The organism is Leuconostoc sp. C5 (assembly GCF_056530425.1).
Genome location: NZ_CP134351.1, coordinates 708,906 through 721,602 on the forward strand (window position 1 = coordinate 708,906; position 12,697 = coordinate 721,602).

Sequence of the window (12,697 nt, forward strand, 5' to 3'; positions counted from 1 at the left end):
TGTGGATAAAAAAATGGATAAAAGCGAGTTAAAAGTTACAACGCGCTACAAGACAGTGTTAAAAAGTCTGGACAACACATGGCGTATTCTTGATGAAGGTAGGGTAGCTGTACTAAAAGAGGTGTTGATGTGGTTAGGGCATCCTGACAAATCGTTAAAAATTATCCATATTGCTGGGACTAATGGTAAAGGGTCAACAGGCACAATGTTGGGATCAATTTTAAAGGCCAATGGATACACCTATGGTCATTTTTCAAGTCCTTCTATCATGGACGATCGTGAACAAATTCGTATTAATGGGGAAATGATATCCAAAAGTGATTTTTTAAAATATTATGATCAATTAGTCGTTCTTTTTAAACACCACAATGTGCCACTTTATTATTTATCTTATTTTGAGTATTTTACGATTATTTCATTGCTGGCATTTGTTGACAAAAAAGTGAATTTGGTTATTTTTGAAACGGGGTTAGGTGGCCTTTGGGATGCCACTAATGCGATTGAGCCACCAATGTTAACTGTTTTTACTAAAATTAGCATTGACCATCAAAATTTGTTGGGACATAATATCGCCGAAATTGCTGAAAACAAGGCCGCTATTATCAAACCGGGTACATGGGTAATCGACTATCCGGGACAAGATATTGAAGCCAAAAAGGTATTAAAAGCGCGAACAGAAAAAGTTGGCGCACGTTGGTTCGAACATAAGCGAGATGAAATCATTATAGCTAATACCTCACCATCTGGCCTTGATTTGATTATTAATGGCAAGAGCGGTTATTTCTTAAGTATGGCTGGTGCTTTTCAGGTTCATAATTTCAGTATCGTATTGAAAACGAAAGCGGCATTGATCGAAAAAGGATATCAATTTGATACCGAAAAGACTCGTAATGGCATTGCTAATGTAAAAATGTTGGGACGGATGAATTATCATGCTGATAAAAACATTTTGTTTGATGCTGCTCATAATGTTGATGGCATTCAGGGATTAGTCTCTGCATTAAATTCTTGGCATTTAAAAATTAAGCCGACTTTGATTCTAGGTGTTCTCAAGGACAAAGATTATCATGAGATGTTGGATGAAATTATACCATTTGTTCAGCGCGTCATTACCGTTACACCGAATAACAAAACACGAGCGTTATCTGCAGACGAATTGGCAACTGATATCTTATCGAACTATCCAAGTATTGAGGTTGAGATTGCTAATGATGCTTCGGCAGCCATCTCACTTGCAATGCGTGTTCGTGAGTCTTCTCAGGCATTGATTGTCGTTACTGGATCATTCTACACTTTAAGTGCGATTCATAGGGAGGGGCGTATTTAGAGCCATTTCAAAAATGATGATGCTTAGTAGCAGATCAAATTGATCATTTATTCACTTTTTTAGGTTGTTAATATTTTGTGAAAATGTCTTTCTCATGTTAAAATGGGAGAGATATTTTTATGAGTATGAAAGTTTATGAGGCAAAATAATGTCAGAATTAAAACCAAATTTTTTCTGGGACGAAGTCATTGAAAAAGTACAAAATAATCACGAGAGCAAACAACCTTTTTTTAGTATGGCACCAATGGAAGCCGTAACTGATACTGTTTTTAGACGTGTTGTCGCCAAAGCAGCGGCACCGGATGTTTATTATACTGAGTTTACCAATGCTAGTTCGATGGTTCATCCTAAAGCTAAGTTTTCTGTTCAGGGTCGCTTAGCAGTCGCTGAAGGCGAACAACAGCCCGTGGCACAGATATGGGGATCAAGACCCAAAGAAATAGCTGGGTCAATAGAGGTTTTAGCAGACATGGGCTATCAGGCTGTTGATATTAATATGGGTTGCCCAGATGGCACAGTGATTAAAAATAGTTCTGGATCTGATTTGATCAGGCATCCTGATTTAGCTGAAGAAATTATTGTTGCCGCTCAAAGCGGTAGTTTGCCGGTTTCAGTAAAAACGCGGCTTGGTTTTTATAAACCAGAAGAATTTAGAGAATGGTTACCAATTATTTTACGGCATCAGGTAGCAGTTCTGACTGTCCATCTACGGTCTCGTAAAGAGATGTCTAAAGCACCAGCTCATTATGAACATATTGATGAAATACTGGCAATGCGTGACGAAATAGCACCCAACACATTAATCCAAATTAATGGTGATATTAAAACTAGAGCACAGGGAATAGCATTAGTCCAAGAACACCCAGGTATTGATGGGATTATGATTGGTCGAGGAATTTTTGAAAATCCGTATGCTTTTGAAAAGGAACCGCGCCAACATACACTAGAAGAATCAATTGCGTTGTTGAATCTACAATTAGACTTATTTGATGAAGTTAGTGAAACGGTAACAACGAAACACTTTGAGGCTTTGAAAAGATACTTTAAAATTTATTTGCGTGGATTCGCCCATGCTTCAGCATTACGTCAAATGTTGATGGATACACATACAACGACTGAGGTTCGAGAAATTTTAACCCGGGAATTAGCCAAGGTCTATGCTGCAGTGGCTGACGATAAGCATATCTACCGTGACAATGCTGCTGCCAGTGCTGATATGGCCTTGTCAGTGAATAAGCAAAAATAAGAAGGCATTTGAAAGTTTGTGCGACTATTGCACAGCTTTTTTAGTATAATGAAATTATGAGATTAACAACTGAAACAATTCAAAATTTATTAGTGGACCATAATCTATTATTAGATGCACCAGACGTTGATATGACGTTTGATTTCTTACACTATGATACCCGAGAAGTACAAAAAAATACTTTATTTGTTATTAAGGGCGCCTTCAAAAGGGCTTACTTGGATAATGTACATGGTATTACAGGATTAATTACAGAAACAAAAATTGATGTTGATTTACCGCAGTGGCAAGTAACGAATGTTCAAAAGGCTTTATCATTGTTATCAATGGCTTTTTTTGACTATCCGCAGGAGCAGCTATGGATTGGTGCTTTTACAGGTACCAAAGGTAAAACGACTGCTGCTTATTTTGCCTATACAATGCTGAAAGAGGCAACTAATAATCATACAGCCTTATTTTCTACAGTTGATCGCATTACTGGTCCGCAAGCATCCGACAAGAAAAAGTCTGATTTAACAACACCTGAGTCATATGAATTGTTTAAAGATATGCGTCAAGTTGTTGATAATGGTATGACTCACCTTGTGATGGAGGTGAGTTCACAAGCATATCTTAAAAATCGTGTTTATGGACTACGCTATGATGTGGGCGCCTTCTTGAATATCTCCCCAGATCATATTGGCCCTAATGAGCACCCAACATTTGAAGATTATTTGGCACACAAGTTGATGTTACTAGATCACTCAGATGAGGTGATTGTCAACGCTGAAACAGACCATTTTGATACTATTTACACCTATGCTAAAAAAACACATCATAAGGTCTACACATACAGCCGTCAAATGTTTACTTCTGAAGAAAGTGCTATTCATGAAAGTAGGTTCACAGTTGTTAAGAGTGAATTCAACGAGATGCTTGGTTCGTATCGTTTAAATGTTCCAGGAGACTTCAATGAGTCAAACGCAATGGCAGCAATGATGTTGGTTTCTTTTGCTGGTGTTAAGCATCAAGCCATGGTAAAAGGATTAGATGAAGTGTTTATTCCCGGCCGGATGCTTAGTTTGCCAATTAATGGACATGGGGTTGCTTTTGTTGATTATGCTCATAATTTTGTCTCCATGCAGGCCTTACTTAGCTTTGCGCAGGCCCAGTATCCAAATGGTAGAGTGCTTGTTGTAGTTGGCTCCCCAGGTAATAAAGGTGTTTCGAGACGTGCTGATTTTGGACACGTAGTGAGCGATTTGGCTGATGTAGTTTATTTAACCGCTGATGATCCACAATTTGAAAACCCATTGGATATTGCACATGAGATTGCCGCGCATATCAATAATGATAAATTAGAGGTGCATTATGAAATGAATCGTATTGCAGCCATTCATGAAGCAATTTCTGCTGCAAATGAAAATGATATTGTTATTGTTGCTGGCAAGGGTGAAGATCCTTATCAAAAAATAGATGGTGTTGATGTGCCTTACATTGGCGATTACGCCGTTGTAAAACAATTTAGAGATCAGATAAAGAACCCGTAAGGGTTCTTTTTTGCGCTGTAAACTTTAAAATGTATCATTTTTTTGGTCAAACTAGTGGTACAATGAAGTTGTAGAGTGTAAGCGGTTACAATAAGGAGCTGATAATATGCAATTTATTAATTACTTTAATCAAGATGCCTATACCAACATCGCCATGGATGCTTGGTTACTGAAAAATTTAAAACCAAAAAAGCCGGTTTTTGCATTATGGCAGAACAAAAAAGCAGTGATTATTGGTGAAAATCAAAACACCTTTTCGGAGGTAAATCAGGCGTATATAGAGTCACAAAATGTTCAAGTTGTTCGTCGTGTTTCAGGAGGAGGCGCAGTTTATCATGATTTAGGAAACATTTGTTTTACATTTTTTGTTCCAGTTGCTACTAGTGCTAGTGTTGATTTTCATCAATTTGTTAAACCAATGGCGGATGCTTTGGAGTCACTTGGTATACATGTTGATATCTCCGGACGAAATGATTTAGAGATTGCGGGGAAAAAGGTTTCTGGGAATGCCCAGAGATATGCCGGTGGCTATCTAATGCATCATGGCACACTGCTCTGGGACACTGATGTGGATGCTATGGTACGTTCTCTTAATGTGGCTGACGAAAAGTTCATATCTAAGGCGGCTAAATCAGTTCGTGCTCGTGTTGGCAATATCAAAGACTATGCACCTGAAGGGTTAACAATTAGTACATTTATTGATCAGTTGAAATACTATTTAACAGATGAGGGCAAAGATACGGAATATGTGTTGAGTGAAGCACAAAAGGCTTCTATCAAAAAGCTGCGCGATGAAAAGTTTTCACAGTGGGCCTGGAATTACGGAAAAAGCCCACAGTTTATGTATAACAATCATGCTAAATATGATGGTGGTGCAATTGATGTACAAATCGATGTTAAAAATGGTGATATTACAGATGTAAACTTTACAGGAGACTTTTTAGGGGTTAGAGATTGGCGTGAAATAAAATCAGAATTAATCGGTATACCATTTACTCGCGATGCAATTGCCGAAGTACTTGACAGAAATAAAGATGGACAATACTTTGGCAGCATCACAAATGATGAGCTTTTAGAAACATTCTTTCAGAAAGATGAGGTAAAAATAAATGGCTGACATAACAGCAACAAATAAGCAAGTACTTGACTTTAATCATCAGCTTACTGCACAAGCAGATAGTTCCCCAACATTAAGTGTATTAGACAATACTGGAAAAATTGTTGATGATGAAGCTTTCGAGCGTGCTGAGTTATCTAATGAAGACTTAATCAATATTATAAAACGCATGATTTTAAGTCGGCAGTTAGATATTCGTTCAACAAAACTAGCTAAGCAGGGGCGGTTTGGATTTTTTGCACCAACAGCTGGTCAAGAAGCCTCACAGATGGCCTCCTCTTATGCTTTTAATGATGATGACTGGCTAATGCCGGGTTATCGTGACATCCCCCAAATTGTTGTGAAGGGATGGCCAATTTGGAAAGCGATTTTGTGGTCACGTGGGCATGTTTTAGGTAATGTATATACTACTGAAGACGACAAACCAGTAAATTCGTGGATGCCACAAATTATCATTGGTGCTCAGTATGTGGAGGCGGCCGGCATTGCGTTAGGGTTGAAGAAACGTGGAAAAAACGCGGTCGTGTATGCTTATACAGGTGATGGTGGTACATCACAAGGCGATTTTTATGAGGGCATAAATTTCGCCGGAGCGTATAACGCTAATGCAGTGTTCTTCGTTCAGAACAATGGTTACGCTATTTCTACACCACGCGCTTTGCAAACAGCAGCACCGCATTTAGCTGCAAAAGGTTGGGCGGCTGGATTACCAAGTCTGGTAGTGGACGGGAACGATCCAATCGCTGTTTATTTGGCTTCTAAAGAGGCTCGTGCATGGGCGGCAAACGGCAATGGCCCTGTGCTGATTGAAACGATTACTAATCGTTTGGAGGCTCATTCGACAGCTGGAGATGATCCGCTACGTTACCGAACGAAAGATGATATTGGAGAATGGTGGAAAAAAGAACCGCTTATTCGCATGCGCAAGTTATTGCAGGATCAGGGTATTTGGAACGAAGAACAAGAAGACGATTATGTAAAAGAAGTCAATCAACTGATTGATGACCAAATTAAGATTGCAGATAGTGTCGAGAAACAAAAAATTTCTAACTTTATTAAAAATACACTCGAAGTCCCAAGTCAAGCAATGAAAGAGCAAATAGCTAAGTTTGAAAGCGAGGGAAAGTAACATGGCTGTGAAAAGTTATATCGATGCCATTCGTGAAGCGATGGACTTGGCATTGGAAAAAGATGATGATGTGATTATCTTTGGTGAAGACGTTGGAAAAAATGGTGGTGTTTTCCGTGCCACTGATGGTCTTCAAGCTAAATACGGCGAAGATCGTGTGTTTAATACGCCTTTAGCAGAATCAGGTATAGGTGGCATGGCAATTGGTTTGACTACTCAAGATTATCGACCAATTATGGAAATTCAATTCTTTGGCTTTGTGTTTGAAGTAATGGATTCGATAGCAGGTCAAATGGCACGAAATCGTTTCCGGTTTAATGGTACGCGTAACATGCCAATTGTTGTCCGTTCGCCTTATGGTGGCGGAACTAAAACACCAGAAATGCATGCTGATAATTTAGAGGGCATGGTAGCACAAATTCCTGGTATCCGAGTTGTGATGCCGGCAAATCCTGCTGACGCAAAGGGGTTGCTACTAAGTTCTATTGCGTCCAATGATCCAGTTGTATTTCTAGAAAATTTACATTTGTATAGATCATTGAAAGGTGAAGTGCCGGAAGGATACTACACGACACCATTAGATAAAGCTGCGATTGCACGCGAGGGAGATGATGTATCAATCATTTCGTATGGCGGTGGTGTTCCTGTTGCCTTGAAGGCAGCTGAGGAATTATCTAAGAACGGTATTTCAGCTGAGGTGCTAGATCTTCGTACAGTTTCACCATTAGATATTCAATCAATCGGAGAAACCGTTGCTAAAACAGGTCGTGTGGTTGTTGTGCAAGAAGCGCAGCGAATGGCAGGTATTGGCGCTGCTATTATGAGTGAAATTTCTGAACGATTTATTTTGAGTTTAAAAGCACCTATCGGTCGAGTAGCTGCACCAGACTCTGTTTATCCATTTGGACAAGCAGAAAACGATTGGATGATTAAGTCTGACGATGTTGTGGCCAAAGTAGTGGAGGTTGTAAATTATGACTGAGATTTTTAAGATGCCAGATATTGGCGAAGGTATGGCGGAGGGAGATATTACTTCTTGGCTGGTTAAAGTTGGTGATACGATAGCGGCTGATGATCCAGTCGCAGAAGTACAAAATGATAAATTGATGCAAGAAATTTTGTCTCCGTATGGTGGTAAAGTTACAAAACTTTTTGTTGACGCCGGAACAACAGTTGAGGTTGGCGATCCGTTAATTGAGTTTGATGGAGACGGCAGCAGTGAAAATGACTCTGATAACGGTCATGTAGCGCAACCAAGTATTTCTTCGAACGTAGTGGAGACAGAGCAAAGCACCCCAAAAAACACAGATCCTAAGGAAACTAGCACTGTTCAAGTAGCAAACGGTCATGTGCTGGCAATGCCATCAGTACGTCATTTGGCTCATGAGAAAAATATAGATTTAACACAAGTACCAGCTACTGGTCGCCATGGTCATGTTACATTAGCAGACGTTGAAAATTTCCAGGGATCAGACAATTCAGCACCCACTCAAACGCAAACATCAACCACATCTCAAACAGAGTCGTCTGCAGCTGTTCATGAGGAACCAGCACCAGCATTACCATTGCGTGAAGGGCGTCAACCAATGGCACCAGTACGTAAAGCGATAGCTAGAGCGATGGATAGGCAAGCAGCTATTCCAACAGTAACGAATTTTGATTCTGTTGATGTTAGAAAATTGGTTGGCCACCGTAAGGCGTTTAAGGAAATGGCTCGAGATGACAAAGGCATACGTTTAACATACCTAGCCTATGCTGTTAAAGCGTTGGCAGCTGTAGCTAAGAAATTCCCAGAATTAAATGCTAGTGTTGACATGAAGGCGCAAGAAATTGTTTATCACGATGATGTTAACATGGGTATCGCTGTGGATGCGCCAGCTGGGTTGTTTGTGCCAGTCATTAAGAATGCAGATCGAAAGTCTATTTTCACAATTGCGCAAGAAATAACTGATCTTGCTGAAGCAGTTCGTGATGGATCAATTACACCTGCCCAAATGCAGGGCGGAACAATCACAATTTCTAACCTTGGTTCGGCCCGAGGTACTTGGTTTACACCAATTATTAACGGTAAAGAAGTAGCAATATTGGGATTAGGTTCGATCTTAAAGGAACCGATTGTCAATGACGATGGAGAGCTAGCCGTGGGCCAAAACATGAAATTATCATTGACCTATGATCATCGTTTGATTGATGGCATGCTAGGACAATCGGCCCTTAATTATTTGAAGCAGCTATTGTCTGACCCAGCCTATATGTTGATGGAGGTGTAATTATGGTTGTTGGTGCACAAGCACGTGAAATTGATACAGTAGTCATTGGATCTGGTCCTGGTGGTTATGTTGCTGCTATTCGGGCTGCTGAGCTTGGACAAAAAGTTGTTATTATCGAGCGTGATAATATTGGTGGTGTGTGCTTAAATATTGGTTGTATTCCATCAAAGGCATTAATTAATGTGGGTCATAGATACCGTGAAGCAACTGAGGAGACTCCGTTTGGATTACTCACTTCTGGAGCCACACTTGACTGGCAACAGACACAAGATTGGAAACAAAATAAGGTGGTACACACGCTAACTTCTGGTGTAGAGATGCTATTAAAAAAGCATCATGTTGAAATTGTTAAAGGAGAGGCAGTGTTCAATGACAACGAGACCTTGAATGTTTTACAAGAGGATGGTCATGAACTATTGCAGTTTAACAATGCAATAATTGCTACAGGTTCGAGGCCAATTGAAATTCCAACTATTCCGTTTGGTGAACGCATCGTTGATTCTACTGGTGCTTTAGGTTTTACTGAAATACCAAAAAGATTAATTATTGTTGGTGGTGGCGTTATTGGATCTGAGATTGGCGGTGCCTATGCTAATTTAGGAGCGCAAGTAACCATTATTGAGGGTTTGGATCACACACTAAACGGTTTTGATGCGGAAATGACGAAACCAGTATTAGATGATTTTAAAGCTCATGGTGGTACGGTTGTGACATCCGCAATGGCTAAGGAAGCAACACAGACTGCTAAGGAAGTGACGTTGACCTATGAGGCAGACGGTAAGGAGCAAAGTATTACGGGCGATTATCTCTTAGTAGCTGTGGGACGTCGTGCCAATACAGACGGTTTGGGATTGAACAATACCGATATCAAAGTAGACAGCAAAGGCTTGATTACAAAAAGCGATACAATGAAAACGAGCGTACCGCATATATATGCCATTGGAGACGTTGTCGCAGGTCCGCAGTTGGCTCATAAAGCTAGTTTCGAAGGAAAAATAGCTGCTGCAGCCATCGCAGAAGATGCGCAGGCGCGTGATTTACATTATTCACTACCTTCTGTAGCCTATACGCAGTATGAATTAGCAACAACTGGTGAAACGCCTGAGTCAGTCAAAGTAAATCATTTGGAAGCAAAAATTTCAAAGTTCCCGTTTGCCGGTAATGGTCGAGCCATTTCTATGGATCAAGCTGTTGGTTTTGTACGGCTGATTAGTGATAAGAGTAGTAATGCCTTAATTGGCGCACAGATTGTTGGTCCCTCTGCATCAGACCTGATTTCCGAGTTGTCCTTAGCGATTGAAAATGGTTTGACAACGAAGGACATTTCATTGACAATACATCCACATCCGACACTCGGTGAAGCAATTATGGATGCAGCTGAGTTAGCCGATGGGCTACCAATCCATATTTAAGTACAAAGTTGTGATGAGTTTAAGAATTGAAGATGTTGGGGGTAAACAATGTCAACATTTATAACAAATGATGACGTAAAACTGAATTACAATATATACGGCGACGGGCAACCAATTATTTTAGTTGCAGGTTATTCAGGCAATCAGGCTACGTGGGCGGCACAAATAGAACCGCTTAAACAGGCTGGGTTTCAGGTGATTACTTATGATCGTCGCAATCATGGTGAAAGTCAAACGGTTGATTATGGCATGCGTATGTCAAGACATGGGCAAGATTTAGCCGAGTTGATCGCAGCGCTTCAGCTCAATCAAGTAATTCTTGTAGGACATTCAATGGGTGCAAGTACAATTTGGTCCTATTTGTCGCTGTATGGCGAAGCAGATGTCAAAGCTATTATTACGGAAGATCAAATTCCCAAGATTTTAAGGGATGAAACTTGGTCTCTGGGGATTTTTAATGCAGATATAACAATGATATGGACGGCGGCAGAAAAGTTGCCACATACTAAATTAACACATGCTAAAATTTCAAGTGACATCAAACGTAAACTTGCAGCGGCTTATCATCCCTTTAACTTTAAATATAATGAACCGTTATTAGTAAACAGTTTTATCGAAGATTGGCGTGACATTGTTAAACGTGAACGCGTACCACATTTATTCTTGGCGGGTAAACATTCTCCGTTATGGCCAGCTGACCACGTTTATGATTTGAAGGATATGTCTACATTCGGTGAAGAACACATATTTGAAGAAGCGGGACATATTCCACATATTGAAGAACCAGAAAATTTCAATCAAGTGACCATCAACTTTTTAAAACGCATCGATGATTATTAGACTGATAATAACAGATTATGACATTAATTTGTTTTAATGGTAACATGAGATTGTTCGGGTTACGTACTATAAATAGTACTAGCTTGTGCTTTCTTTTTTATGTCTAAAATAAAATTTATAATATCCCTGAAGTTCGTGAGAGAATACTTATGAAGAAAATAAAATTAAATACACTTTTTAAATGGGCAGTCGCCTTGTTTATTTACAATCTCGTTGCCAAAATAATCATTTATTTTGCTCAAAAAACGTTACCGGACTTTTATCGAGTTGATACGAGTAGTTTAGCTTCACTGACCGACTCAACTTCAAAATACTTAGGATCTTTATTGGGAATAATTGCGGTTTATATTGTCCTTTGGTTTATGTTCGCAGGTATTGTATTATACTTTCTTCGGCGTTCGTGGGGAGAAAAAAGCGAAAAGCGTTTTACTAGGCAGTTGTTGTCTTACAAATTACATACTTCAATCGCGGCATTTATTATTTTGATGGTCCCGTTAGTTGAATTTGGTTTAAAAGTGCCATTTGCTCAATATCTTGCATTACCCAAAACTTTTGTTGATATGGTGAGTGGATTTTGGGCAAATACAATTTTCACAGCGTGTTATCTTGTACTGATTTTATTGTTAATTAAATTCAGACACATTAGTTATTTTGCGATTTATCAAGATTATTCCTTATTGGACGCTATCAAGATATCTGCAAGAGAAGGCATGGCCTCGGCAATACAGTTATTCTTAAAATCAATAATTCGTTTGGTGGTAGCAAGTGGCATTGGTTTTGCGTTATTATATTTTTTGCAGCTATTTGCTGATACTTTTTTTGACGTAAATAATAGACGCCTCATTGCTAATATCTTACTTGCCATTACAAGTGGATTAATGTATGTTATTACTGCATATATCTTAAACCTGTATGTCACTCTTTTGACAACCGACCACAAGAAAGATGCTGAAAAAAAATTGAATGGCTCTTCGATATTTTTGCAAGGACTCATACTCATAGTCATTGGGGCAGGCAGTACTTTAATTTCCGGTAATTATTTTATATCGCCAAGAGAAAAATATTTAGTGATTGCACATAAAGGTGTTTCATATCCGAATGCCGTCCCAAACTCGTTAATTGCTTTGAAAAGAACTATTGCTACTCATCCTGATTACATTGAAATTGACATTCAACCCACAAAAGATGGCGTATATGTTCTGACACACAATACTAAAGTAAAAACAGTCTCGGGGGAAACGCTTGACATATCAAAAACAAATTGGTCTACTCTGAAAACCAAAAAAGTTACAGAAGATGGGCATCAATTTTATTTAACTAGCTTTTCGAAATATATTGATTTGGCGAATAACAAAAAACAAAAATTATTAGTAGAATTAAAGTTGAATCAAACGATAACAGATGAGCAATTAAAACAATTTGTAGCCAAATATGGCAAGCAAATGAAGGAAAATAAAAGCGAAATTCAATCAATGAACCAAAACGTTATTAAGCGAATATATCAATACACTAGTTTAACTACAGGATTATTATCACCCGTTAAAAATACAGTTGATGGAAATAAAATTAGTAAATTCTATGCTATAGAATATTCAAAGGTTGATGCACATTTATCCAGCCAAATTAGACAGCATAACAAAGATTTGTATAGTTGGACAGTTAACGACAAGCTTGATGTTGAAACGGCCTATATGATAGGTGTCAATGGCGTGATTACCGATAAGCCACGAGAGACACGGACGATTTTAGAAAATATCAGTGAAAAGTTGACTTATCGTAGAGCATTTATTTCTATGATTTTGAATCAGCAAAGTGATATTTAATTCA

10 protein-coding genes are annotated in these 12,697 nt (G+C 39.0%); all 10 read left to right on the plus strand.

Features of this window, described 5'->3' with window-relative positions:
- The first annotated feature begins 13 nt into the window (after positions 1–13).
- The 10 genes from RHP56_RS03620 to RHP56_RS03665 all read left to right on the plus strand — a co-directional run bounded on the left by RHP56_RS03620 (position 14) and on the right by RHP56_RS03665 (position 12,693).
- Positions 14–1,327, plus strand: coding sequence for a bifunctional folylpolyglutamate synthase/dihydrofolate synthase (locus RHP56_RS03620; RefSeq protein ID WP_153245357.1), 1,314 nt, complete (start codon positions 14–16; stop codon positions 1,325–1,327).
- 148 nt (positions 1,328–1,475) lie between these two features.
- Positions 1,476–2,573: a tRNA dihydrouridine synthase gene (locus RHP56_RS03625; protein ID WP_011679523.1), complete on the plus strand. Its 1,098-nt coding sequence runs from the start codon at positions 1,476–1,478 to the stop codon at positions 2,571–2,573.
- A gap of 56 nt (positions 2,574–2,629) precedes the next feature.
- On the plus strand, positions 2,630–4,102 hold the full coding sequence (murE, locus tag RHP56_RS03630) for a UDP-N-acetylmuramyl-tripeptide synthetase (protein ID WP_014324511.1): 1,473 nt from the start codon (positions 2,630–2,632) through the stop codon (positions 4,100–4,102).
- A gap of 106 nt (positions 4,103–4,208) precedes the next feature.
- Positions 4,209–5,219 carry a lipoate--protein ligase gene (gene lplA / locus RHP56_RS03635; protein ID WP_011679525.1) on the plus strand — a complete coding sequence of 337 codons (1,011 nt, stop codon included), beginning with the start codon at positions 4,209–4,211 and terminating at the stop codon, positions 5,217–5,219.
- Positions 5,212–6,348: a thiamine pyrophosphate-dependent dehydrogenase E1 component subunit alpha gene (locus RHP56_RS03640; RefSeq protein WP_102753606.1), complete on the plus strand. Its 1,137-nt coding sequence runs from the start codon at positions 5,212–5,214 to the stop codon at positions 6,346–6,348. Before lplA ends, RHP56_RS03640 begins: the two co-directional genes overlap by 8 nt.
- Before the next feature lies 1 nt (position 6,349).
- On the plus strand, positions 6,350–7,330 hold the full coding sequence (locus RHP56_RS03645) for an alpha-ketoacid dehydrogenase subunit beta (RefSeq protein ID WP_011679527.1): 981 nt from the start codon (positions 6,350–6,352) through the stop codon (positions 7,328–7,330).
- Positions 7,323–8,618: a dihydrolipoamide acetyltransferase family protein gene (locus RHP56_RS03650; RefSeq protein WP_102753605.1), complete on the plus strand. Its 1,296-nt coding sequence runs from the start codon at positions 7,323–7,325 to the stop codon at positions 8,616–8,618. Before RHP56_RS03645 ends, RHP56_RS03650 begins: the two co-directional genes overlap by 8 nt.
- 2 nt (positions 8,619–8,620) lie before the next feature.
- A complete protein-coding gene (lpdA, locus tag RHP56_RS03655) occupies positions 8,621–10,030 on the plus strand; it encodes a dihydrolipoyl dehydrogenase (protein ID WP_102753604.1) in 1,410 nt (469 codons plus the stop codon).
- Between the two features lie 48 nt (positions 10,031–10,078).
- Entirely contained in the window at positions 10,079–10,870 is a 792-nt protein-coding gene (locus tag RHP56_RS03660) for an alpha/beta fold hydrolase (RefSeq protein WP_102753603.1), read from the plus strand.
- Between the two features lie 149 nt (positions 10,871–11,019).
- Positions 11,020–12,693: a glycerophosphodiester phosphodiesterase family protein gene (locus RHP56_RS03665; protein WP_102753602.1), complete on the plus strand. Its 1,674-nt coding sequence runs from the start codon at positions 11,020–11,022 to the stop codon at positions 12,691–12,693.
- Positions 12,694–12,697: the final 4 nt, after the last annotated feature.

Coding starts and splice junctions, on each gene's coding strand:
- RHP56_RS03620 (WP_153245357.1), top strand. CDS start 14: ATGGATAAAAGCGAGTTAAAAGTTACAACGCGCTACAAGACAGTGTTA.
- RHP56_RS03625 (WP_011679523.1), top strand. CDS start 1,476: ATGTCAGAATTAAAACCAAATTTTTTCTGGGACGAAGTCATTGAAAAA.
- murE (WP_014324511.1), top strand. CDS start 2,630: ATGAGATTAACAACTGAAACAATTCAAAATTTATTAGTGGACCATAAT.
- lplA (WP_011679525.1), top strand. CDS start 4,209: ATGCAATTTATTAATTACTTTAATCAAGATGCCTATACCAACATCGCC.
- RHP56_RS03640 (WP_102753606.1), top strand. CDS start 5,212: ATGGCTGACATAACAGCAACAAATAAGCAAGTACTTGACTTTAATCAT.
- RHP56_RS03645 (WP_011679527.1), top strand. CDS start 6,350: ATGGCTGTGAAAAGTTATATCGATGCCATTCGTGAAGCGATGGACTTG.
- RHP56_RS03650 (WP_102753605.1), top strand. CDS start 7,323: ATGACTGAGATTTTTAAGATGCCAGATATTGGCGAAGGTATGGCGGAG.
- lpdA (WP_102753604.1), top strand. CDS start 8,621: ATGGTTGTTGGTGCACAAGCACGTGAAATTGATACAGTAGTCATTGGA.
- RHP56_RS03660 (WP_102753603.1), top strand. CDS start 10,079: ATGTCAACATTTATAACAAATGATGACGTAAAACTGAATTACAATATA.
- RHP56_RS03665 (WP_102753602.1), top strand. CDS start 11,020: ATGAAGAAAATAAAATTAAATACACTTTTTAAATGGGCAGTCGCCTTG.